Origin of the sequence: Vibrio sp. 1CM8B, assembly GCF_023161685.1 — a bacterium.
Taxonomy (GTDB): Bacteria; Pseudomonadota; Gammaproteobacteria; order Enterobacterales; family Vibrionaceae; genus Vibrio; species Vibrio coralliirubri.
This window is the reverse complement of the sequence record NZ_JALNTU010000009.1, coordinates 57,739-82,330: the sequence shown is the minus strand read 5'-3', so window position 1 is coordinate 82,330 and position 24,592 is coordinate 57,739. Positions and strand designations below refer to the sequence as shown.

Sequence of the window (24,592 nt, the reverse complement as noted above, 5' to 3'; positions counted from 1 at the left end):
CAAAATGCTTAAGAAAACAATCCTTGCAGGTTTAGTCGTATCAGTTATGGCCGGTTGTTCATCAATTCCGGGTATGGAAACAGCAACCGTAGACCGCGAAGCTACAAGCAAGGAACTTGCTCAGAACTGTGAAGAACTAGGTACAGAGTTCACACCTGTATCATTCGCCGTTGATAAAGCATCAAAAGTGATGGTGTCACTGCAAGAGCGCCAATGTTCAGTGTTTAATGACTACCGCACTCTTGCATCTAAACATGGTGATGTTGCTGGTTTCCTAGCAGTAAACGCGGATAAGTCTGATGAAGAACTTCGTGTTGCAATGAGCGAATTCGATGAAGGTAAACCTACAAATAAAATGATTACTCCTCAAGTAGAAGCTTACAAAAAAGCCTCTGACGAAATCTTCCAGAAAAACTTAAAACTGGCGGCAGATATCGCAGTTCAAGCGGCTGAACTAACTTACATTGCATCTCAACATGCATCGGCACTTGCGCATGATTCTGCTGGTGGCGCAATGGACAGTTTTCTAGCGGTTGTCTCAAGTGATAAGGAAGGTGAAGCAAGTGAAGAGGAAATAGTACCAGTTGTTGAGGCTTACAATGAGATGGAAGCTCGCTCGATACTTGCATTTGATGCCAATTCACTTATTTCAATGGATAAAAACACTATCGAACAACTTGAAAACCTAGACAAAGTTGTTGCAGACAAAGTGAAGTCATAATGAAACTTTCTCGAATTGCCGGTTTAGTCACTGCTGCAATTGCGCTAACGGCTTGCCAGAGTAATCAAGGTAGCCAAACGTATTCAGTAGAAAGTAATGCGGGAAATTCATCGCTGGTTATCGGTAAATCAGCACACGAATTTAGCAGTGAAGATATTGAAGTACCTGCTTACTTCAATACCCAAGGTCTTCAATTCTGTACCTATGAAGCAGAAGAAAAAGACGCTCGCTGCCCACTCGCGAAAAAAACAATTCGCTTGTATTTTGGTGATGTGAAAACGGATGTGAATGAAAATCTTCAGGGAAAATCTGCTGATGTTTTCAATTCTATGCATTCAAGTATCAGTAAATTCCAAACCAAAGCGTTAGAAAACACTTTAGAAAACCAGTTTGCGGGCGTCAACCGCTTCCGTATTTTGACCCGTGATACCGATTCAGTTAACGCTGCTATGGAAGAAATTCTGGCAGACGAAGGCGCGGTAAACGTAGCAAAAAAATCAGGTAGTCGCGGTAAGTTATCTACCGATTACATTATGAAAGTCGATGTACTCAAAACCGCTGACATGTTGTTCGGTTCAACCCAGTCTTTGTTCCAAACGTCAATGGAAATGACGACAGGTGTGATTGATCCATATACACGTGAAAAATTGAGCTATCCGAATATCGGTAAGATACGTGTTTCTAACTTCGATGTACGCGATAAAGACAGTTACACCACTGTGATTGCAAATGGCGATTATTATCGCGGCTTTAACTACACCAGTGGTAAAGATGTTGATGCCGTTCTTAATGAAATGTCATCACGTGGCTTCGATATTATGTTAACGCGTTTGCTCAAAGAGATGCCAGCTACCGCTCAGGTTATGGGTATTAAAGGCGACCGAATTTCATTAGACCGTGGCCAAAATGCAGGCGTATTACCTAATGAGACCATGGTTATATTCGAATACAGCGCAGGTTTTGTTGAACCTATTGGTGTTGCTACTGTTAACCCAAGCCAACAAAGTGCCCAAGGGAAAATTGTTCGCTGGAAAGACAGCAGCATAGCCGACGAAGTGAAAGACATTGCTGAAGACGGGATTTATCGCCCTGATCGCCAACGTCGCATTTTCGCTGTAAGTGTTGGGGTTCCTATGGAATTCATGAAGGAGCGCAGTACATGGGCGGCAAAAGGCTAAGTAAAAGCTTTGCCATTAGTACCTTATTTGTATGTATGTCCGTTCCTGCACTGGAATTAGATAAGAGCCAGCCTACGTTGGCCCTTATTGAACAAGGTTGTGCATATGGTCGTGGGGCAATGGCCATTGAGTCAGCAAAAGCTGACGGTTTAAATAATCTTCGTTTGTTTTTGCAAGGTAAAGTCTCAGCTTCTTTTTCAACTGAAGATAGTGCGTTGGTTGAGGACCAATTTGATCAAAAGAGCCGCGATTTATTGATAACAAGCATTACTGCTGGTGATATCAATGCCGATTTCAGTGCACCTGAAATTCAAGGGGATGATACTTGTTTAACAGTGCGTCTAGCACCAGAACTTAATACTGGGTTTACCAATATTGACGACGGTATTGAATGGGATGACTCACCGGTTATGTCTGTCGTGGTTGTTGGTGAAGGACGCGAAAGTAACAAATTGGCATTGAGTGCAAGGCAAGCGGCGGAACAAGACGCCTTCAAACGCGCAATTAGTCAGGTACTTGGCGCTATGGTCAATTCTGATTATATGCAAAAGTCTTCCGATATCCTGTTAGGAGCAGAGAGCAGTAATGATTTCGACTTACAAGAAATCGCAATACAATCATTTTCAATTGAACCCCAAGGCATGATTTCCAGTTGGAATGAAATTTCTTATCAGGAAAAACCTAACGGCTCTGTAACCGTTACTCTTGATGTGTTTGTTGAACGACAGAAGATGGAAGCGAAAATAGCAAGATTGATAAAAAGCCTTGGCCAACCTTCAATCTATGTTGATGCAGGTCTCCCAGTCGTAAAAAATACATTTTCAAATGCACTCGCAGAGATGGGTTTTGATCTTGCTTCGAACCCGGCGCAGTCTAGTGTCATTCTTGATGTTCAAGAAACCCAAAAAGTAACGTCTTCTGGCCTTCAGCTTGATCTATCGGCAACCGTGATCGATCGTGCTGGCAACCGTTATGGTAGTTGGCACAATGATCCGACTTTCATGACGCTACCGAACAAAGTAGGCATGCTTAATGAACTTGCAGCTGTTCACCTAGCTGTTGAAGGTAATCAAATTGCCCTAAAGCGCGAACTTCAATCGTCGGTGCAAATAATGGCAAGCCGCGGTGGACCTATTCGAGAACTGATTTTTTCACAGAAAGCCGCAGGTAAACAGGGGCAACTTTACCGTTTGATTGGTGATATGAATGGGGTTTCTGATATTAAATCAAGTCAACAGGGTGGCAATATTGTTATCCAGTTAAGGTCGCTTAGCGATGCAAGTGATTTAGTCCAAGACATTGAACCTATGTTGCGTACCCATCAGCCAAACTACCGCTCGAAAGTTGATGTACTTAATGAATACCAAATCAGAGTGCTTTAAGAGTTACTCCGTTAGGACTTGTTATGTTTAAAAAACATTGTTTATTAAACATAACAGGTTAACTGATTTTTTATAATTTCTGCTGGGTTGTGATTAAGTCAGAAATGTCACAAAGAGCAGAGAAATGCATCACAGGTAAGATTGACGGATCAAATATCAAATGATCATTTGCAGATTTACTAATTGAAAATGATACACAAAAAACGTTATGGATAGCTTTTAATATATGAAAAAACTAATTATTGCAACGTCACTAGTTACAGCTCTAGTTGGCTGCCAAAGCAACAACAATACACTAGAGCAAGCTCAAAATTTTGCGTCATGCACGTTCCCAGATGCGCCGACTGTTGAAGCACCTGGTTGGATCTGTGATGTGGTTCCTACAGATGTAGCTATTGGTGCAACAGGTTATGCGAAGAAAAGCGCAGCAGGTATGAGCGTTATGCGCAAAATTGCTGTGAATGATGCTCGTGTAAACCTTGCCGCGGAATTTGAAACAGATGTGAGTAACTTATTTCAATCTGCTACCGACGGTGCTGTCTCAACATCTGCTGGGGAAGGTGTAACGCTAGTAACTGAGAATGTTCAAGAGGCATTTGAAAACATTACTAAATCGGTAGTGAGTAAAAGACTTACAAATAGCCGAATATTGGTAAGCCAAGCAAGCCCTAGTGGTGGTCTTTATGTATTAGTTGGTATGGACCAAGTAGCTTATGATGCAAATATGAATAAAATTATCGACGAAGTAGGTGGTGAAGATTCTGCTCTTTGGAATCAATTCAACGACGAAAAGGCCGCCGAAGATCTTGCTGCTGTATTCGATTCTTTGAAGAAATAATCGTTGTTTGACGATTAGTTAAAGTGAAAAAGGCCACCTATAGAGTGGCCTTTGTTTCTATACACTCTCGGAGTTAGTTATGTATAAAACGATCACCAAGACAGGGCTGGCTATTGCAATTTCAGCAGCTGTTAGCTTTCCAACACACGCAGTGTCAGATAGCCAAAAGCAACAACTTAATAATGCGGTTGTAAAAACAAGTCAATCCCAAGAAGAAAAACTTAAAGAATTTCATGCTTATGTAAATGCATACTTGGATGAGTACGAACAATGGCGTGACGAATATACCAATAAACTTGATGTACGCCGAACAGACCTTATTAAAACTTGGGGTGAAGGAGAGGTATCTTCTCAAACAAAACAGGTCGACTATTCACAAAACGATAAAGTTAAGACCGCAGTGGATTATGAAAGTAATACCGCTACGGTTTCTGTTTTAGTTGATGAAGACAGTAGCCCTGAAGAGATAGAAGCGCTTGTAAGAAAAATACCCGTTGAAGTTGAAGGGAAAACGGTTGATCTAACCAATCTGAAAGCGGAAGACCATGCGGTTTTATATTCTTTAGATAAAGAACAAGAAGAGAAGAACTTCGTTATTGAACAAACGCAGAGCCAAATGAATGAACTTGATGTTCAAGCGGAGCGATTGATTCAATCAGATACAGGTATCCCAGATTCATTTATTTACCAACGAGCTCACAATAAAAAATTGGCACTGCTTACTAAAGCACAAGAACGAATTGCTGCTCAAACTAAGCTTTATAGTGAAATGCGAGCTAAACATGGAATTTCGATTGAGCAACCAGAAGTTATCGATAAAAAAGTGCAAGAAGTTGCAAGCGTAGAGTCAATACCAGTAAAAGCATCTCCGACTGTAGCTGAAAAAGTGGTGAAGGTGACACCTAAAACTCAAGTTGTGAAGCCAAAATCAACTTCCGACATAGTATCTGTTCCTAGTCCGTCAAAAAAGGTGGTCACCTACAAAGTGAAGCTTCCTGAGAATAGCTTGAAATCTCGTGCGAGCAAATATACACCTCTCGCAGAGAAAGAAAGCAAGAACTGGGAAATAGATGCAGCATTGATTATGGCGATCATGCACTCCGAGTCTGCTTTCCGCCCAGATGCTAAATCCCACGTACCTGCATTTGGTCTTATGCAAGTTGTTCCGACCAGCGCTGGGCATGATGTAAATAAACAAGTTCGAAATATTGATGCGCCAATGAAGGCTTCAGATTTGTATCAACCCGTCATCAACGTTGAAACTGGTACTGCTTATTTAGACATCCTAAATAGTAAATATTTACGTAAGATCGAGAATGATCAAAGTCGTTTGTATTGCATGATTGCGGCTTACAACACCGGTGCGGGAAATGTTGCCCGAGCGTTTAACAAAGACCGCTCAACTAGCATTGGTAAAGCATCTAAAGTGATCAATAAGATGACTCCTGAAGAAGTGTACAACCAATTGGTCGCGAAGTTGCCATACGATGAAACAAAAAATTATTTGAAGAAAGTGAACAGCCGTATCGCACTATATAAATAATACTTGTAGCAAGCACATGGAAACGCGTGTGCTTTAATCCCTTTTTAGAGTTGTTGAGAGTAACAATGTTTAAGATTTTTGCTTTATTTTTCATCGTCATTGGTATTTACCTAGGTCTTAATTACAGCGATGAAATTAAAAATATAATGGATACAGAGGCTTTTGAGCGAGTGCAAGAACGTGCTGAAGACGGTAAAGATGCATTGATGGATACAATTGACGAGATTAAAGGCTGATCATGTCTGAAGAACAAAAAAAAGACGTTCCAAAAGAAATTAAAGATGAGCTGAAAGAGCTCCAAGATAACCAAGAGTCGTTGTTAGAAGCTCAAAGTAAAGGGAACTTGGCGCGCACTATTGGTTTGTTGTCTGTAGTTTCAATTGCTTTGGGTGGGTTTAACGATAGTTTTGATGCAATCGAAAAGATGGTTGATTTTGGTCTTTCACAAATGACTGATATTCCGTCACACAAAAAGCTTGAAAAAGTGTACATCCGCTCATCAGCTGAAGTCTTAGACCAGACATTTGGTGCCCCCGTTTATATCAAACGTTCAACTGGCGATGACGTTATAAAGTACTACAAAGACGATAACTTTATTCTTTCATCTATTACTAGAGATAATGCCATTGTTGCTTATCTTGTATTTCCAGATGAGGGCTTTACACCTGAAACATTAGAGCATGCAGGTGGTTCGGAGTTTTTCAACCAGCCTTTTAATGCCATTGAAAGTGTCAATGAAATTCGAGCGTCGTTCGCTAGAACCGGTAATTATTACATTGAAGAAAATAATGGCGGTGAGTTTGGCTACTTATATTCTTCAATCAGTGGCGCTAGTGAATTCATTACACCTTTGACAAAAAACAATAGGAAATTGCTTTCTGAAGTTGTTGACTCGCTGACTATGGATGAACATGTCGTAAAGAGCGTACAGTCTTTACGTTTGAATGCGAAGCCTAATTTCTATGGTTACAGTACGTTAGGTGTAGGGGCTCTAGAAGAAGCTATTTTGTCTAACACAGAATATCGTTTAATTCATAAGAGTTAACCATTAACAAATCAGTTCTAGCTTTGTACGAAGCTAGAACCTTATTAGCAGTTGGATTATGGCAAATTTAAAGTTCGAAAACTTTCTAGAGCGGCTTAAGGGTGATAAGAGAATCATTATTCAAGCTCATGACTTCCCTGACCATGATGCGATCTCTTCCGCATACGCGCTTGCATATTTATTAAAAAAGAAAGGGTTGTGCCCGTTTATTACGTTTCATGGTTACATAGATAGAGTGTCACTCAGAAACTTAATAGATTGGATAGATATCCCAATCTATGAGCCAAAAGATTTAAAATTGCAACCGGATGATAAGATTATTGTTGTTGATGGTTGTATTGGCGAGAAAAATGTTATCGACTTTCCAGGGATTGAGGTGGGAGTGATAGATCACCATCAAGTGAAAGCGCCTGATTTTGTATGGTATTCCGATATACGCTCAAACTATGGCTCAACTGCAACCATTATGGTTGAATATTACCGCTATTTTTCTTTGCCGATGCCACAGAATATCGCAACAGCACTACTGGTTGGTTTGAGCTTTGATACCGCAAACTTTACCCGAGGGGTAGGAACTGCAGATCTAAAAGCACTGTTGTATCTTCAGGCGAAGGCCAACAATGATATGGTTAACAAAATTTGTCGAAATCAAGTAGAGTTTCACGAATTAAAACTTTTCTATTCAATGCTCGATAGCTTACGTCGTGAAAAAAATGCCGCGTTTGCAGTGCTTCCTGAGGGGTGTCCTAAAAATATGCTTGGCGTATTAGGAGATTTCCTGCTGAGCGTTGATGAGCTCGATATTGTCGTCCTCACGGCTAGAAATAGAGAGAAAACCTTTATCTCTCTCCGTTCAGAGTGTTCAAAAAACAATGTCGCGAAGATAGTTAGAAGGGCTCTTAATGAAAAAGGGATTGGTTTTGGCGGCGGGCACCCTCATATGGCTGGCGGCATTATCAACAAACAGTTTGAATTCAGCAGTGAACTTGCTTGTGTTTATGACTTGATTCGACCGAACCTAACGCTTGATGCTTAAACTTGTTTGCATAGATTGATCGTTATTTTGAAAGGCTTTGTTGTCTTCAAGCATTGGCTTCGTTATCTTCCACTAAGTGAATGCTCAGCTCCGAAGGCAACTGACTGTTATTGGTGTATATGCGGTCAAAGTCATTCAGTGACGCTACCTTTAGAGCGGCAAAGCGTCCCCATTTACTGGCATCCGCAACAAGCCAGCTTTCGCGGCTGTTCTTTATGATTGATTTGGATAGGTCAGCCTCAACTTGCTCATGCTCCATGGCGAAATGACTGTCTGTTACTGAGCCGCACCCACAGATGCCAATGTCAGCTTCAAAATCGGAAAAGAAGTGAACTACGCTACTGCCTACCATGTCTTGGTGTTCTCGTCTGAACAAACCACCGGCCAAATACACTTCGATTTGTTCATTTGCTTCAAGGATGCGAGCCACCTGAAGGTTATTGGTGATCACTCGTAACGCTGGCTTTGCTAACAAATACTGCGCAATTCGAGTGACGGTGGTACCAATGCCCATCATGACGGTTGAGCCTTCAGGTATCGCGTCGGCAACCGCCATCGCAATACTGTCCTTTGTCTCTGACTCAACACCAGCACGGAATCGGTAGCTCGTGTTGGTGAGCGTTGTGGGTAAGCTAACGCCTCCGTGCACTCTTCGTGCTAGGCCTTGCTCACACAGGTGGTTTACATCACGACGAATGGTTTGAGTGGTAACAGAAAACAACTCGGCTAAGTGGTCTATCTGTATATCTTGGTTAGCCTTAAGCGTTGCGAGTATTTCTTTCTGACGATGGTTCAGTTCCATAGAGGGTCACTAAAATTGGTTTGGTACGTCGGTGATGATGTTATCGACGCCAAGGTTAAAATATTTAGCCGCCAACTGTGGATCGTTCAAAGTCCATATTTTCAGAACCGCGCCTGAAGCTTTGATCGCCTTCGCCGTTTTCTCATCAAGAATTCGGTGGTCAACATGAATGCTGTAAAGGTCGAGTGATTTGAGTGATTCCAAGCTGAAATCATTCCACACTTCGCAGATAAAGCCTCGTTTAACTTCTGGCATCATCTGTTGGCAAAGGCTTAGCGCCTCCTTTTTGAAGCTTGAGATGAGTAGCTTTTCAGTAGGGAACTGCTTTTGTTCAATCAGTGCCGCGACTTTCTCAACTAAAGGTTGGATAGCTTTATCGTCATAAATTTTGATTTCAAGGTTCAAAGTCACATCGAGCTCTAGGCACTTGTCGAGCGCTTCACTCAACGTAGGAATAGTTGTCCCCGCGAACTCGCTACCAAACCAACTGCCAGCATCTAGCGCCTTGAGTGCGGTTAAATCTAAGTCTGCAATATTGCCCGTTCCGTTGGTACAACGATTTACCGTCTTATCATGAAAAACCATTGGGGTGCCATCAGCGCTTAACTGGGTATCAATTTCAATCCATTTAGCACCAGCTTTCGCGGCTTGTTCAATACTCACTAACGTATTTTCCGGTGCTAAAGAAGCGGCACCGCGGTGGCCTGTGATCATAATTTAATCTCGATGTTCATTTGAAAATTCAGGAAACAGTATCTCTACTTTATTACAGATTTATTATCTACCCGCCATATCTGCTTACTTTAAATGAGAGCAAGCTTAAAGGTGTTGTATAGAGTTTATACAATAGTGAGACCTTATGCTCACAATGTTCAAATTACTAAGATTAATGTTCATATGAATGTAATAATTCACTTACATACTCTACGAAAACTTAATAACACCCTCTATATTTAGAAAACGATAGCCAAGAAAAGGTGATTAGAAATGAAAAAGCTATTAGGTACAGTAATTATGGCGGCGACGCTGCTTGTTGGTTGTGGTGAAGCTGACAAGGCTGGTTCTGAAGCTAAAGACGAGCCGATCAATATCAACATGAGCCTTGTATTCACTCAAAATGAGTTGTTAACACAAGAACTTATCAAAGCGACCGACAAAATTAGAGAAAGAACCGAAGGCTCGGTCAACATTAAAGTTTTCCCTGGCGGTCAATTACCTGTTTATAAAGATAACTTGGAACAAGTGGTTAACGGTGCAAACTGGATCGCAGTAGAGGATTTGACTTACCTAGGTGATTACGTACCTGATTTCGCAGCCCTTGCTGGCCCAATGTTGTACAACACTTACGATGAATACTTAGCGATGATGGACACTGAATTTGTCGCAGGCCTAAAGGCTAAAGCCGAAGAGAAAGGCATCAAAGTACTGAATGCAGACTACATGTTTGGCTTCCGTCACATGATCACTAATAAAGAGATCGTGAACTCTGAATACATGAAAGGCATGCGTATTCGTGTTCCACAAAGTCAGCTGTTCATTAGCACGCTTTCAGCAATGGGCGCAGCTCCAGCTTCTCTACCATTCCCTGAAACCTATGCAGGCGTTCAACAAGGTGTTGTTGACGGTCTTGAAGGTTCTATCTTGACGATGTACTCAACCAAAATCTACGAAGTGGCAAAGAACATGTCTTTGACTAAGCACTTCCTAGGTACTGTGGGTATCTACATTTCACCAACGCTTTGGGACAAATTTACGCCAGAGCAACAGCAGATCATTAACGAAGAGTTAGAAGCGGGCGCTGAATCTAACACTGCAGAGCTGGTTAAGCTTGATGTTGAATACACTCAGAAACTTGAAGAGCTGGGCGTTACCTTCAATGAAGTGAATTCTGATGAGTTCAACCAACTGACTGCGGATGTATACAACCAATTTCCAACATGGAGCGAAGGTATACACGCAACGATCATGCAAGAGTTGGAAACGATTCGAGCGGCACAGTAATCCTGCACACGTAAAATTTAATTAGTTAATGATTACGGCCTAAACATCTTTAGGCCGTTTTATTCCTGAAATACCCACGTTGTATTAGGTATTTCGTTGGAGAAGTCTTTTGTTTTTATTGAAAAATATTGAAGAAATCCTCGCTTCTATCGCTATTTCGATCACCGTTTTGGTTGTTATCGTTAACGTCGTCTTGCGTTATGGATTTGGCTTTGTTGTCCCGTGGAGTGAAGAGCTGTCGGTTATTTGCTTTATCTGGGCTGTCTACTTAGGAATTAGCTCCTGTTACAAACACAAGCTTCACATGGGCGTCGATGTGGTGGTTGCCATGTTGCCAGAAAAAGCAAAAATCCCATTTAGGCTATGTGTTTCCGTTTTCCTACTGGCTCTGAACATCTTAATGGCTGTTCTGAGTTATCAGTATCTCATGCTATCTAACAAGGTAACGCCAGTAATGGGCGTGTCATATTTTGTTATCAATGGCGTGCTGTTGCTTTGTTTCTCATTGATGGCGATCCACACCGTTCGATTCATCGCGAACGATGTCGCTTCTCTAAAGCGCTCTTCTAAGTAGGTACGATTCATGGAAAGCTATCTTCCAATCCTTATTCTGTTTGTTCTATTTCTATTGAATATACCCATCGCGTTTTCTCTGATCGCATCAGCGATGGTTTACTTTCTTTTTATCAATGATTCTATTCCCGTGAGCTTAGTCATGCAGCGCTTTATTAGCTCTGCTGAGTCTTTTCCGTTGTTGGCCATTCCGTTCTTTATCATGGTGGGTTCGGTGATGAACTATGCGGGGATCAGTAAGAGCTTGCTTGCCTTTGCTGATTCAATGATTGGCCATAAAACTGGTGGTCTTGCTCAAGTGAATGTCGCACTGAGTACACTGATGGGCGGTATCTCTGGCTCTGCCAATGCGGATGCGGCGATGCAATCGAAGATTCTAGCCCCTGAAATGACCAAGCGTGGTTATGATTTGCCATTCACGGCCGCTGTGACAGCTGCGTCTTCAAGTATCAGCCCTGTGATTCCACCGGGTATTAACTTAATCATTTTTGCGTTGTTAGCGAACGTGTCGGTTCATCAAATGTTTATTGCGGGCTACGTTCCTGCATTTTTGATGGCGCTGTCGCTGATGGTCACTATTGCGTTTATCGCGCGTAAACGTCGTTACAAACCTTCTCGTTCGGAGCCTGCGTCTGCCAAAGAGCGTTTTCACTATTTCCTGAAAGCGATTCCGGCACTGCTGATCCCGTTCGGCATTATCCTAGGCATGCGTTTTGGCTTGTTTACGCCTACCGAAGCGGGGGCTATCGCCGTATTGCTTTGCGCGATTATTGGCATCTTCGTTTATCGTCAACTGGGTTTACGTCATATCCCGCTCATCATGCGTGAAACCGTGCAGGGCACAAGTAGCGTTATGTTCATCATTATTGGTGCCATGGTCTTCGGTTACTACATGACGCTAGAGCAGATCCCACACAATGTTGCTTCTGCTTTGATTGAGCTTACCGACAACAAGTTAGTCTTGCTGTTGTTGATTAACGTACTGCTGTTAGTGGTCGGCATGTTCATCGAAGGCGGCGCTGCAATGATCATACTCACGCCATTGCTGCTTCCTGCTGTACTTAATCTAGGCGTTAACCCAGTTCACTTCGGCATTATCGTGATTGTGAATATCATGATTGGTGGTGTGACTCCGCCATTTGGCTCGATGATGTTTACGGTTTGCTCGATTTTAAAAGTTCGTATGGTCGACTTCGTGAAAGAAGTGGCTCCTTTGTTGCTAGCACTACTCACGGTTCTGATGTTGCTGACTTTCTCTGAAAGCTTAGTGATGTTTTTACCGAATTTGCTTTAACACTGTTTAGTGATTGATTATTTAGAGGTGTAGAAATGAATTCGGTATCGAATGAATTGAACCAAAATTGGAAAAAAATAGATTGGGTGTTAACCGATGTGGATGACACCTTAACGTGGCAAGGTCAACTGCCGCCTGAAACCTTGATCGCGTTAAGCAAGCTTCGTGATTCGGGGAAAAAAGTGGTTGCGGTAACGGGCGCTTGTGCAGGTTGGTGTGATCATATTGCTCAGTTGTGGCCTGTTGATGCGGTTCTCGGCGAGAACGGCGCGTTTATTATGGAAAAGAAAAATGGCTATCTGACATTGCGTTCTGATGTTCCTTTGCCCGAAATTAGTGCCAATCAAAGTAAGCTGAAAGAACAAGTATTATCTATTTTAAGCGATTACCCAGATCTTAGTTTAACGCTGGATCAGTCTTACCGCCTGTGTGAGGTAGCAATCGATATCGGTCAAAACCGTCCGAAAGTTGATGATGCGATTATTGAAGAGATAGTCTCTAAGATTCACGCGTTAGGTGCACACGCCACAGCAAGCTCCATTCACATTAATGCTTGGTATGGTGAGCACTCTAAGAAAGCGACATCGACCGCTTTTCTCAAAGAGAAGGGGCTGTCTGACCAAGAAATAGTCGAGCGTAGTTGTTATGTCGGTGACTCGATGAACGATCAATACATGTTTGAAATCTTGCCTAATAGTGTTGGGGTGGCAAATATTCAGCATTACTGGGATCGACTAGAGCATCACCCATCAGTGGTGATGAGCGAACCCGGAGGATACGGTTTCTCAGAGTTTGTTGATAAGCTACTTGCTTTAAAATAAGTAGCTTCACTTTTTCTAGTGGGTAGATGAAGTTTGTAAGGTTAAGGCTTAAATTAAAGAGGAGTGGCGACTCCTCTTTAGGCTTGAAATAACTAGCAATTAAGTTATTAAATACTAGTTCTCGTAGCTTTGTTCGCAATCATCTACTACAACATTATTAACATGGCAGTATGACGAGTTCGTTCCGTCCACATAGTGTTCGGTTACTTTGGTCGGTGAGGTTAAATTTAGGTCTAATGAGGTTTTATTAAAGCTTCGAAACTTACTTGTCTGAACGATGTCACCATAAGTGTTGTAATCTTGGTGAGATTTCCAAACTTCGAAGGCACTATTTAGGTCGTTTGTATCAAAATCAGAGCTGTAGTAGGTCAGTGTATCGAGACTGTCAGAATCAATTTTTCCTGCAAATAAGGTAGGGTGCAACACCGTACCTTGTTCGCTTCGATAAATTGACTCCTGCATCGTATTTTCTTCGTTGTTTATGGTCTTGGCAATAACACTTTCATTGAGTTCGTTAGCTCTGTTTTGGACTTGCTCACGACAATCTTCAATGCTTGTCGTATTGTATATGAATGCAGCAACTGAATATCCGCGCGCGTCATCTTTTGCTTGTAAAGCCTCATTTGCGATGCTGCAGTAAAAGTTTTCGTTACCAGGTTCCCACTTCTGAATACCTTGTTCTGGAGCTGAAAACATGTTGCGTGACATCGCTAGGAAGTTGGTTTTGATTAAGCCCTCCTCCTTCTGCTCTGCGGCTTCTTTATAATCTACGAGACCTAGTTGTTCTTCTAGATCATACGAATACAGCCATGTCGTTTCTTCCCAGTTTCCTTCTTCAGATTGAATAAACTCGAGGCGGTACCACGTTGTTGCTTCTGAGTTCTCGTAAGCATCCGTTGGCCAATCAGGGCTTGCAAGGAAATACTCAACGTATGCATAGTCGTAGCCTTCTTTTGAAATATCACTTGTTTCGTCATAGCTCTTTTGAAGGCCTGGGACTAGATTTTGCGCGAGTAAGTGTAACTCTTCATTATTAGTCTCAACATAATCACTGTAAAGTTCATCTACAGTAATGTTGTAGCGGTACGCAACCCGTAATTCTTGCTCTTCGACGCGGTTGATTATGTCACCACGTAGTTCCTCGTTATGAAGTAATGCGGTGCAAGTCGGTGATTTATCTTCGGCAGTTAAATCACGCTGAATCCCAACCCACACAATGGTTGATAGAGGCGTAACGGCCAGAATATCGCTATCGCTCGTGGTTGCTATAGAAGGCGGGTAGGTAAGTTGATAGGGCTCGGTGATAGGGTTATCTGGGTAGTCACTGTCAATTGCTCCAATAGGCACATCGATCACAGTAGCGGCATACTGTTGGCACTCCGCTTGTTCATTGGAAAGGTTGAAATCGTATTGCCCCTGTTCATCTGTTGTGTCGGATGGCTCACCTTTATCTAGGATACCGTTGGCATTAATGTCTAGAAAGGCGGTTGCACCCTGAATATACCCATCGATTGCTTTTCCCGACATGGTTATGGCCTGATGGGGACTATCTAATGACGAACTTTCACTACCACCACATGCCGTAATTATCACAGCTCCAGATATAACCAACAAAAATTTAGTTGTATTCACGGTATTCCCTTATTTGAATTATGTATTAACAGAATACCATTTGGGGGTTTTCACAAATCTTTATAAAAAAGAAATTAAAGTGGCGATATTTGCTTTATCAAGCTCAAGTCAAAGGGCTTAATTCCTTTGGCTTTTAAGTGATTTAGCGCACAAGCTAGGAGGTGGAAGCATGGTATGAATATATTGGGATACATGTCTTGCTAAAACTATGAGACGCTTGTGTTGTGTCAGTCGAATCACAAGGAAGTTGAATGCACCACTTTAATATTCGTGCTCTCGAGTATTTAAACGCGTTATCTAAATATGGGTCGTTACGTAAGGCATCTAAGATGATGAACGTTGACCCTGCCGCGATGAGTCGAATGCTGACACAGTTAGAAGCGCAAGCGGAAATGAAAGTATGGGAGCGCAACAACCGTCAATCACTGTTAACCGAAGCGGGTAATGAGCTGCTGAATTACTACCGCTCAATTGTTCGAGGAGAGGCCGCAGTGCTTGCTCGACTAACCAAGCTTAAAAACCTCAAAGGAGGCAATGTCAGCATTGCCATCGGGGAAGGATTTATTACCAATTTGGTGTCAAAGCCTATGCAAACCTTCATGGCTCGATACCCTGATATCAACTTATCAATTGAGATTGCTGGGGCATTGGATGCGGTCAAGATGTTGGAAGACCAACAGATAGATTTTGCGATTACCTATGCTTCTGCACCGCACCCTAAACTACACTCACATGTTGAACGTAGCCATCCCCTCGAATTGATTGCTCCGAAAGGGCATTTCCTTACGATGAAAGAAGCGCCTGTGACACTGCAAGATATTAAAGAGGCTTGTCTCGCCTTGATCGATAACTCGACCGGTATGGGGAGGCTGGTAAAGCAGGCCGAACAAATTTCCCATCTTACCTTGCAGCCAAAGCTTCAAACCAATTCGGTAACTGCACTGACTAACTTTGTCTCAGCAGGGTTGGGCGTAACCTTTATGCCCAAACTCACCGTGATTGATGAGATCAAGTCAGGGCAGATCGAAGTGGTTGCGACTGAGCTGGGAATGCTATCGAAAGCGACGGTTAAGGTTCAATCTTTGAAAGGCCGCGCGCTCACGCTACAGGCCGAGACCTTGTTAGATTTCTTACTTGAAAATGCTACTTTCTTGAGTCATGACGCTTACAACATCTAGGTTTAATCGATTTACTTAGCGACGCCTCCCAAGATTCCAAATACCGCCAATATCACAGTTCCAAACTGCCGAATTCGTTTTTAAGTCGAATTGAGGTTTTGTCAACACCACCTCCATTGTTAAGTCAACATGTGCGGAATAAGTTACAAATCATTAACGAAACGAGTTTTAGACTGACAGCTGTGTTCGACAGATTTTGGCCTTGTCGGACATTAGGGGAAGAGAATGGAAGTTATTGTAATTGGCAGCGGTGTTATTGGGTTAACCAGTGCTTGGTATCTGGCGAAAGAAGGTCATTCAGTGACGGTTATTGATCGTCAAGATAGCAGTGGCAAGGAAACCAGCTTTGCGAATGCGGGACAAATATCTTATGGCTATTCCTCACCATGGGCGGCACCGGGTATTCCATTAAAAGCGATGAAATGGTTAACCCAAGAGCATGCGCCTTTAAAAGTGAAACCGTCACTTTCTCCGGAATTAGTTGCTTGGGCAACGAAGATGCTAGCCAACTGTAACGAAGCCAAGTACGCCGTGAATAAGTCACGCATGCTAAGAGTGGCAAACTTCAGTCGAGAGTGTCTCACTCATCTAAGAACTAGTGAAGATTTGGCTTATGAGGGCAGGCAGAAAGGCACCTTGCAAGTATTTCGAAGCGAGAAGCAACTCGATGCTATTCAGCAGGATATGAAGTTATTAACAGAGAGTGGAATCGAACACTCGCTGTTTGATGTTGAACAGTGTCTGTCAGTGGAGTCGGGTTTAGCGGACGTTAAAGACAAGCTGGTGGGCGGCTTATACTTACCTCATGATGAAACCGGTGATTGTCATCAGTTCTGTTTAGCCCTGACTGAGAAGGCCAAGCAACTTGGTGTTAGGTTCGTGTTTGATACTGAAGTGGTAAGTTTGAATCATCAGAATCAAAACATCGAGAGTATTACAACGACTCAAGGTGTATTCAAAGCGGACGCTTACGTAGTTGCATCAGGCAGTTATTCTCGAGATCTGTTGAAACAAGTCGACTTGTCTATACCGGTTTATCCAGTTAAAGGTTATTCGTTAACACTACCGATCGTGAATGCAGATAAGTCACCAACCTCGACTGTGATGGATGAAACCTACAAGGTAGCGATGACGCGATTTGATGACCGTATTCGTATCGCGGGTACGGCCGAGCTTGCGGGTTTTAATTACCTGATCCCTGAAAAACGCAAAGCCACGATTGATATGGTGATTAAAGATCTTTTCCCACAAGCGGGTGACTTTTCTAAGGCTGAATACTGGACTGGGTTGAGACCAATGACGCCGGACGGTACGCCTATAATCGGCAAGACGCCTATCAAGAATCTATTTACCAATACAGGCCATGGAACTCTAGGTTGGACAATGGCATGTGGCTCAGGAAAGATCTTGGCAAGCGTGGTCAGTGGCTCTGCTAGTGATATAAAAACTGATGACTTGAGTATCCACCGCTATATGTAAAAGCAAGCCGTTAGTTATCTTGCCTATGGTTTGATGATATCGACATTAGGAGCATAAAGCGGATGCACCTAATGTTGCAAATCTAGGTGCATGGTTTTAAGTCTCCTCTATTTATAATCACGAGATGAATTGAGACTTAAATGACCTTAGCTCTGGCGGTAGCTCCTTATTTACGAGGTTAATAGCTTTGCGATGTTCTAATCCAATGGATCTCACTACGTCCCCGAAATGTTGGTTAAACAATAGCTCGAAATCACCACTGAGTTTGTAGTCTTGCAGTTTGTCCTCAAGTAATTGAGCCAGTTGAGCCTTGTCTGGGTGGACATAGAAGACCAGAGGAAGAGGGTAATAAAGCACAATACTTTTTTCTATGACTAACCCATCCAGGGAATTGGTATGTTCTTGGTATATGCTTTCTACTTCATTGGCACCGAGTGACACATAATCACATTTATTATCTGAAAGCAGTTTAAGAATCTCTGGTAAGGTTCCTTGCTCTAGTACTCGATATCCATTTGCTCTAAACAGCTCAGCATCAGCCCATGTTGCGGGAATTCCAGCGATAAGTGATTTCAGTTGATTGCAGTTGATATTATGGAATGTAGGTTGATCTTGTTCCCTAATTATCAGGATACGGTGCCCTAGTAAGCCTTTACAAATTGGAGAGTTGAGTTTGATTGCAGGTTTATCTGCAAATTTACGGTTTCCCGCCACCGTGACGAGTACATCATAATTCTTGCGGAATATATCTCCTTCATCCTCAGCTCTTGGAAAGTCAGTATTATCGCTGTGAACGACAATAGGTTCGTTCGGATCCCAATTCAACAAGCTATGAATTAGCTCCAACTCATAGTGCTGTCTTTTACCTGATTTATTGCCATTCCAAAAGTTAAACATAGTTGTCCTAAGGGGGAACTTACATTTTATGACTGGTATGCTGACATAGGTTTAGCGGTCAAGAAAGCGCTTTCTTTTGTTTTTGAGAGAATCATACATAGATACAGTCTATGTATGTTGAGAATCGCGACGGAAAGGCTATTTTAAAGAAAGCACATAAGTTCATTGATGGGTTAGAGGTTCGACGATTAGGAAAGACCATGGGGGCACTATTAGTGAATTTTAACTTATTGTTTTTAAATTGTTTTTCGTGTTAGCGAACAATTAATGTGACGAATGGCACTGTTGTGTATTTCTATTCTCAATCTATTCTAAATTTGTGATCTATGGTTCGTTTCACCGAAATGTAAGTTGAAGAATCATTCTATCGGCTTATTATCCACCTAAAGAAAGCGGTTTCTTGATGCGAGTTGCCGATAGTGAATACGAAAACACCCCCTTTTTTTAAAGTTAAAAGAAAGCGCTTTCTTTCTGGTTATTATCATTAAAAGGACAACGTGATGCACAAAAAGACATTGATTGCTTCGCTCGCCATTGGAGCTTTATTCGGAGCCTCTGTACAAGCAGATGAAGTTAAGCAGGGTGGCACACTAACGGTGCCAATTATCAATACTGGCTTTGTTGAAAACTTTAACCCTTATACAACTAAAGACTTGCTGCATGGGGTAATGTTTGAGCCATTGGTCGTATTCAACAACATGACAGGTGATGTTGATTATCGCCTGGCTGAGTCGGTTGAGTATTCAACTGACCTGAAAACATTGACGCTTAAGTTACGAGAGAATTTGAAGTGGTCTGATGGTTCAAAGTTAACTGCAGACGACGTTGTTTTTAGCTTTATGTTGACTAAAGAGGCACCAGCTTTTGACCAGAAAGGTATTTGGTCTTCAGGTAATTTAAAAGAAATCAAATCTATTGACGCGCGAACCGTCGTGTTTGAGCTGACGGAAGCGGATTCTACATTTGCTTGGAACTTAGAGCGTTACCATATTGTACCAAAGCATATTTGGTCGAAAGTTGAAGAGCTGACAACGTTTACCAACCTTAACCCGGTAGGTAGTGGCCCAATGACGACGGTTAAATACATTAAACCGCAACAGATGGAGCTGTGCCGAAACCCAAATTACTATTTAGAAAATAGACCTTATTTAGATTGCATCAACTTCCGTTCTTACAATGACAACTCTCAGATCCAACCTGCCTTAATCAAAGGTGAGATTGATTGGGGTTCAAATTTTATTGCTGACGTTGAATCAACATTTGTCGATATGGATAAAGAAAATAACCATTTTTGGTATCCAGCGAATGATGCTATCCACCTTTACGTAAATACCAAAGAAGCGCCATTTGATGACCTAAGAGTACGACAAGCACTTTCTATGGCTCTTGATCGTGAAACCATCGTTGATATTGCTGCTTACGGTTATCCGACCGCAAACTTCAATGCTGGTGGCATCGGTGAGCTATACGAAACGCACATTGATAAAAATGTATCTAAGAAATATGGTTATCTAACTAAGTACGATGTTGAAAGAGCAAACGCTTTACTTGATGAAGCGGGCTTAGTTGACAAAAACGGTGATGGATTCCGCGACAAAGCAAACGGGGAAACGGTTGAGTTTGATATCGAGGTTGTAAACGGTTGGACCGACTGGATCCAAGTGGTTCAGATGGTATCTGAATACTTTGAAGAAGTGGGTGTGAAAGCAAACGTTAAGACTGTGGATTGGGCGGTATATGACAGCAATTTGAAAGAAAGCAAATATACCATGTCAATTAACTGGTCAATGGTCGCGACAAATCCAATCTTGGCGTACCAAGAGTACTTCTCAACGTCTCGAATCGGAAAAACTTGGCATGCTGGTCACGGTGTTAATTCACCAGAAATCGACGCATTGATCGACAGCTTCGGCAAAATTGGTGATGCAGAGCAGCAAGAGAAAGTGTTGAGTGAACTTCAGGAATTTACGGCTGAAAACCTTCCCTTTATCCCTCTATTTTCTAACCCAACTTGGTTCCAATACAGTACTAAACATATTGTTGGTTGGCCAAGTGAAAAAGATCCATACGTACAGCCAGTATGGTACGACGGTGGTAAGAGAGTAATAATTCTCAACAATCTACACCTTAAGTAAGTTATTTTTGAGAGGGCTACAGCTTAGGTTGTAGCCCCTAGGTTAAAAGATTTTTATGTCGTTTTTAATTCGCCGATTTGGCTTCTATTTTACCGCTTTCTTAATCGCTATCTCGTTTAATTTCATGTTGCCTCGCCTAATGCCAGGAGATCCTGTTGATGCTCTTTTCGCTGCAGCTCAAGGTCGAATGGATCCTGCTCAAATGGATGCTGTTCGTGAAATGTACGGTTTTGTTGATGGCAATGTTTTCGAACAATACTTCGCGTATATGAAAAGCGTATTCACTCTTGATCTGGGACCTTCAGTGCTTATGTTTCCTGTAAGTGTTTCAGATGTCCTTGCTATGGCACTGCCGTGGACTATGTTCCTAGCGCTTGGTTCGCTGATTGTTGCTCTTATCATTGGTGTCAGTATTGGTACGTATGCATCGTATCGACGTGAAGGGCTATTTGGACAAATTGTTCCGCCAGTTTTGGCATTTATTAGTAACTTCCCGTACATCGTGACCGCGTTACTGTTGTTCTATTTCTTCGGTTTAAAACTCGAACTATTACCTTTGGCATACACCTATGACCCATCGCTAGAGCCAGGTTTTACATGGGAGTTTATTTCTAGTGTGGCTAAACACGCTGTGTTGCCTATGGGCTCTATGGTCCTGGTTGGGATCGCAACATGGGTCTTCAATATGCGTAATGCGATGATCAATGTGTTGGGTGAAGATTACGTAACGATGGCTGAGGCCAAAGGCTTGAGTAGTTATCGTGTTATGTCTCGCTATGCTGGTCGAAATGCCATCCTTCCTGTTGCGACCGCTATTGCAATGGCAATCGGATTCTCATTCGCAGGCTCAATCATGACCGAAGTGGTTTTTAACTACCAAGGCTTGGGGAACATCCTTCTTAAAGGCATAGTTGCTCGTGATTACCCACTTATCCAAGCCATTCTTCTTATCTTGGTGACAGCGGTACTGACCGCTAACTTTATTGCCGACCTCCTATATGTCTGGCTTGACCCTAGAATCTCGAACTGAGGCGCATGATGGATAATTTAATGGATACTCAAAAAACCGCTAACCAGCCGAATATGCCAGTACGTGAGCCAAAATGGTCGTGGAAAAACGTAAAGAAAACTCTCGGTAAAGCTTACGCATTTTTCTACGGTAACCCTCCAGCCATTGTAGGTACTTTTTTACTTACGATTGTCTTAGCTGGGGCGTTATTTGCGCCTGTATTATCGACTCATAATCCAGAAAAGCGCGTAGCACGTCCACATATTGCACCAAGTTCTGAGCATATTATGGGCACTACTCGTAGCGGGCGTGATGTATATAGCCAGGTTCTATTTGGAGCAAGAAAGTCGCTTACTGTTGCGATCTCTGCGGGCGTAATCGCGATGACAATAGCAGTGCTCGTCGGGGTTTCATCTGGTTACTTTGGTGGAAAAGTCGATGAACGCTTGAACTTCGTTACTAACGTATTTCTTGTGTTTCCACAGTTGCCCTTGCTGATTGTTCTCGCCGCATTCTTAGGGCAGGTCGGTTCGCTGGTTATTACCGTGTTGTTAGGAATAACCTCCTGGCCTTGGGGAGCTAGGGTGATTCGTGCACAGACCATGGCAATTAGAAGCAAAGAATTCATCATTTCTGCAGAAGTTATGGGTGAATCAAAAATCCGCATTATTTTAGTAGAGATCTTACCAAACTTAGTTTCGATTGTTTTTGGCGGGTTCCTAGGCACGGTTATCTACGCAATGGGCTCTGAAGCTGGTCTAGGTATTTTAGGTTTAGGTGATGCAACAGAAGTGAGTTGGGGCTCTATGCTGTATTGGGCACAGACCTCTTCATCGTTATATACCGGAGCGTGGTGGGAAATGCTGGTTCCTGCATTGGCGTTAGCGATTACTGGTGGTGGACTCGCATTGATTAACATGTCAATTGACCAAGTGAGCAACCCTAAATTACGTACGGGCCCACACATCAAACTGTGGCACAAACTTAAAAAAGAAGCAGATAAACGCCGAGGCCTATAATGAGCAATCTATTAGAAATTAATAACCTGTGTGTTGATTACGTTTCTCCTAATGGCGTAGCAAGAGCCGTTAATGACGTTAGTATTTCCATTGCGCCCGGTGAAACGCTCGGTATTGCCGGTGAGTCTGGTTGCGGTAAAAGTACATTGGCTTTTGCTATATCACGCCTACACAAAGCACCAGCGCTTATCTCTGAGGGTGAAATACTCTACAAAGGGCAGGATGTTTTAAAGATGAATAACAAGCAGTTACGTGACTTCCGTTGGAATGACGTTTCTATTGTTTTTCAAAGCGCAATGAACTCACTTAACCCTGTCATTACCATCGGTGAGCAGCTAACGGACGTTATTCTAGCGCACAGAAAAATACCTTATAAACAGGCTCACGATCGTGCGGTCGAGCTGTTAGGAACGGTTGGGATTCATGGCGACAGAATGTCGAGCTTTCCCCATCAACTGAGTGGAGGTATGCGTCAGCGAGTTGTTATTGCGATTGCTTTGGCGCTGGAACCTAAACTGATCATCATGGACGAGCCAACAACGGCACTTGATGTAGTGGTTGAACGTGAAATCTTGAATGAACTGTATGAGCTTAAGAGTAAGTTTGGCTTCTCTATTCTGTTTATTAGTCACGACTTAAGCCTCATGGGCGAAATTGCTGATCGAATTGGCGTGATGTATGCGGGTAACCTTATTGAATTAGGTGATGCGAAAACGGTATTTAGTGAACCTAAGCATCCTTATACAAAAGGGCTTATCTCTTCATTCCCGACTATTCATGGGCCAAAAGAACGTCTCTACGGGATCCCTGGGAATCCTGTCAACCTTTTGGATACACCTCAAGGATGTAACTTCCAAGAGCGATGTGGCGAATGCATTTCAATGTGCATTAAAAGTGAGCCTCGTTTGGGCGCTATTGCGACTGGGCATCACGTATCTTGTCACCTAGTTTGAGCGAAAGATTATGAATACTTTAAAGAACGTTGATAAAAGCGAAGTTATCTTATCAGTTAAGAATTTGGTAAAAGATTTCCCACTTGGCCAGTCAGTCAAAAGCAATATGATGCGAGCCGTAAATGATGTTTCATTTGATCTTCGTAAAGGAGAAGCATTAGCGATTGTTGGCGAATCTGGCTCAGGGAAAAGCACAGGAGCTCGAATTCTTACCCGAATTTACGATAAGACGGCTGGAGATATCGAATTCAAAGGTGAGCCTCTGCCTGACTATATTGAAAAATATGGTGAGCTTGAATATGCACGCCAAGTGCAAATGATTTTTCAAGACCCGTTTGGCTCGCTGAATCCTGTACACACGATTTACCACCATATTGCGCGACCTTTACTTATCCATAAACGAGCAGAAAAAGAAGCGATTCCGAACCTTGTTTATGAATTGCTTGAAATGGTTGGGCTAACACCAGTTAAAGAGACCGCAGAGAAGTACCCGCATGAACTAAGTGGTGGACAACGACAGCGTGTCGCAATTGCACGTGCAATTGCTGTTAGCCCGGAAGTTATCCTAGCTGATGAACCTATCTCTATGCTTGATGTGTCTGTGCGATTAGGAATCCTAAACCTAATGGCTGACTTGAAAGATAAGCATGGTATTTCGTTCATGTACATCACTCATGACATTGCGACGGCGCGTTATTTTGCTGAGAAAACGGCGGTGATGTATGTAGGACATATGGTCGAATGGGGCAATAGCGACAACGTCACTCAGAACCCACAACATCCGTATTCTCAGTTGTTGTTGTCAGCAGTGCCAGAAGTCGGTAAATCGGGCAAGCGTGACATGAACGTGAAAAAAGGCGATATCCCTTCTTGGAAGCCAAGTAGCGTAGGTTGCCCGTTCGCAAGCCGTTGTATGAAAGCCGATAAACTTTGCACGCAATCAATACCAGAACCGACTCAAATTGCAGAAGAGCATTTTGCTCGTTGTCATCATTTGTAAACTTTAAATCCTTTTTGAAACGCAAAAGAAAGCGCTTTCAAAACTTAAGTGTAAGA

At 42.5% G+C, this 24,592-nt stretch carries 23 protein-coding genes; 19 read left to right on the top strand and 4 right to left on the bottom strand.

The features are described from left to right. Positions 1-4: 4 nt before the first annotated feature. The 8 genes from MSG36_RS17130 (at position 5) to MSG36_RS17095 (ending at position 7,743) form a co-directional block, all read left to right on the top strand. Entirely contained in the window at positions 5-721 is a 717-nt protein-coding gene (locus MSG36_RS17130; protein ID WP_248368964.1) for a hypothetical protein, read from the top strand. After that, positions 721-1,899 carry a hypothetical protein gene (locus MSG36_RS17125; protein ID WP_248368962.1) on the top strand — a complete coding sequence of 393 codons (1,179 nt, stop codon included), beginning with the start codon at positions 721-723 and terminating at the stop codon, positions 1,897-1,899. Before MSG36_RS17130 ends, MSG36_RS17125 begins: the two co-directional genes overlap by 1 nt. Further along, complete coding sequence (locus MSG36_RS17120; RefSeq protein ID WP_248368959.1) at positions 1,881-3,281, top strand: hypothetical protein; 1,401 nt, start codon at positions 1,881-1,883, stop codon at positions 3,279-3,281. The genes MSG36_RS17125 and MSG36_RS17120 overlap by 19 nt, the downstream gene beginning before the upstream one ends. Before the next feature lie 226 nt (positions 3,282-3,507). Then, positions 3,508-4,119, top strand: a complete 612-nt coding sequence (locus tag MSG36_RS17115; RefSeq protein ID WP_248368957.1) for an LPP20 family lipoprotein — start codon at positions 3,508-3,510, stop codon at positions 4,117-4,119. A gap of 79 nt (positions 4,120-4,198) precedes the next feature. Beyond that, positions 4,199-5,662 (top strand): transglycosylase SLT domain-containing protein, encoded by a 1,464-nt coding sequence (locus MSG36_RS17110; protein ID WP_248368955.1) that lies wholly within the window; start codon positions 4,199-4,201, stop codon positions 5,660-5,662. A 65-nt stretch (positions 5,663-5,727) separates the two neighbouring features. Next, entirely contained in the window at positions 5,728-5,898 is a 171-nt protein-coding gene (locus tag MSG36_RS17105; RefSeq protein ID WP_017076175.1) for a hypothetical protein, read from the top strand. Between the two features lie 2 nt (positions 5,899-5,900). After that, positions 5,901-6,707, top strand: a complete 807-nt coding sequence (locus MSG36_RS17100; protein WP_248368953.1) for an ETEC_3214 domain-containing protein — start codon at positions 5,901-5,903, stop codon at positions 6,705-6,707. Between the two features lie 58 nt (positions 6,708-6,765). Beyond that, positions 6,766-7,743: a DHH family phosphoesterase gene (locus tag MSG36_RS17095; RefSeq protein WP_248368951.1), complete on the top strand. Its 978-nt coding sequence runs from the start codon at positions 6,766-6,768 to the stop codon at positions 7,741-7,743. 46 nt (positions 7,744-7,789) lie between these two features. Here the strand turns inward: MSG36_RS17095 and MSG36_RS17090 are convergent, their stop codons facing one another. Both MSG36_RS17090 and MSG36_RS17085 read right to left on the bottom strand, forming a co-directional pair. Next, positions 7,790-8,545: a DeoR/GlpR family DNA-binding transcription regulator gene (locus tag MSG36_RS17090; protein ID WP_248368949.1), complete on the bottom strand. Its 756-nt coding sequence runs from the start codon at positions 8,543-8,545 to the stop codon at positions 7,790-7,792. Positions 8,546-8,554: 9 nt separating this feature from the next. Next, positions 8,555-9,259 carry a glycerophosphoryl diester phosphodiesterase gene (locus MSG36_RS17085; protein WP_248368947.1) on the bottom strand — a complete coding sequence of 235 codons (705 nt, stop codon included), beginning with the start codon at positions 9,257-9,259 and terminating at the stop codon, positions 8,555-8,557. Between the two features lie 273 nt (positions 9,260-9,532). On the opposite strand from MSG36_RS17085, the gene MSG36_RS17080 reads away from it, so the two are divergent. The 4 genes from MSG36_RS17080 (at position 9,533) to MSG36_RS17065 (ending at position 13,234) form a co-directional block, all read left to right on the top strand. Next, on the top strand, positions 9,533-10,546 hold the full coding sequence (locus MSG36_RS17080) for a C4-dicarboxylate TRAP transporter substrate-binding protein (RefSeq protein WP_248368946.1): 1,014 nt from the start codon (positions 9,533-9,535) through the stop codon (positions 10,544-10,546). A 109-nt stretch (positions 10,547-10,655) separates the two neighbouring features. Then, positions 10,656-11,120, top strand: a complete 465-nt coding sequence (locus MSG36_RS17075; RefSeq protein WP_050651502.1) for a TRAP transporter small permease — start codon at positions 10,656-10,658, stop codon at positions 11,118-11,120. Positions 11,121-11,129: 9 nt separating this feature from the next. Continuing rightward, complete coding sequence (locus MSG36_RS17070; protein WP_048612770.1) at positions 11,130-12,413, top strand: TRAP transporter large permease; 1,284 nt, start codon at positions 11,130-11,132, stop codon at positions 12,411-12,413. A gap of 35 nt (positions 12,414-12,448) precedes the next feature. After that, positions 12,449-13,234: an HAD-IIB family hydrolase gene (locus MSG36_RS17065; RefSeq protein ID WP_248368944.1), complete on the top strand. Its 786-nt coding sequence runs from the start codon at positions 12,449-12,451 to the stop codon at positions 13,232-13,234. Positions 13,235-13,348: 114 nt separating this feature from the next. Here the strand turns inward: MSG36_RS17065 and MSG36_RS17060 are convergent, their stop codons facing one another. After that, positions 13,349-14,761, bottom strand: a complete 1,413-nt coding sequence (locus MSG36_RS17060; protein WP_248368943.1) for a hypothetical protein — start codon at positions 14,759-14,761, stop codon at positions 13,349-13,351. A 356-nt stretch (positions 14,762-15,117) separates the two neighbouring features. Between MSG36_RS17060 and MSG36_RS17055 the strand changes: the two genes are divergently transcribed. Together MSG36_RS17055 and MSG36_RS17050 are read left to right on the top strand one after the other, a co-directional pair. Next, positions 15,118-16,044 (top strand): LysR family transcriptional regulator, encoded by a 927-nt coding sequence (locus tag MSG36_RS17055; protein ID WP_248368941.1) that lies wholly within the window; start codon positions 15,118-15,120, stop codon positions 16,042-16,044. Between the two features lie 225 nt (positions 16,045-16,269). After that, on the top strand, positions 16,270-17,523 hold the full coding sequence (locus MSG36_RS17050; protein ID WP_248368939.1) for a D-amino acid dehydrogenase: 1,254 nt from the start codon (positions 16,270-16,272) through the stop codon (positions 17,521-17,523). Between the two features lie 117 nt (positions 17,524-17,640). On the opposite strand, the gene MSG36_RS17045 is transcribed toward MSG36_RS17050, so the two are convergent. After that, complete coding sequence (locus MSG36_RS17045; RefSeq protein WP_248368937.1) at positions 17,641-18,420, bottom strand: ABC transporter substrate-binding protein; 780 nt, start codon at positions 18,418-18,420, stop codon at positions 17,641-17,643. Between the two features lie 500 nt (positions 18,421-18,920). Here MSG36_RS17045 and MSG36_RS17040 point away from each other — a divergent pair, with 500 nt between their 5' ends. The 5 genes from MSG36_RS17040 to MSG36_RS17020 are packed head-to-tail and all read left to right on the top strand — an operon-like array spanning position 18,921 to position 24,536. Further along, positions 18,921-20,555, top strand: coding sequence for an ABC transporter substrate-binding protein (locus MSG36_RS17040; RefSeq protein ID WP_017071752.1), 1,635 nt, complete (start codon positions 18,921-18,923; stop codon positions 20,553-20,555). 55 nt (positions 20,556-20,610) lie between these two features. Beyond that, positions 20,611-21,585 (top strand): ABC transporter permease, encoded by a 975-nt coding sequence (locus MSG36_RS17035; RefSeq protein ID WP_017071753.1) that lies wholly within the window; start codon positions 20,611-20,613, stop codon positions 21,583-21,585. A gap of 8 nt (positions 21,586-21,593) precedes the next feature. Then, positions 21,594-22,583: an ABC transporter permease gene (locus tag MSG36_RS17030; protein WP_048664694.1), complete on the top strand. Its 990-nt coding sequence runs from the start codon at positions 21,594-21,596 to the stop codon at positions 22,581-22,583. Next, positions 22,583-23,536 (top strand): ABC transporter ATP-binding protein, encoded by a 954-nt coding sequence (locus MSG36_RS17025; protein WP_048659634.1) that lies wholly within the window; start codon positions 22,583-22,585, stop codon positions 23,534-23,536. Before MSG36_RS17030 ends, MSG36_RS17025 begins: the two co-directional genes overlap by 1 nt. A 10-nt stretch (positions 23,537-23,546) precedes the next feature. Next, on the top strand, positions 23,547-24,536 hold the full coding sequence (locus tag MSG36_RS17020; protein ID WP_248368935.1) for an ABC transporter ATP-binding protein: 990 nt from the start codon (positions 23,547-23,549) through the stop codon (positions 24,534-24,536). Positions 24,537-24,592: the final 56 nt, after the last annotated feature.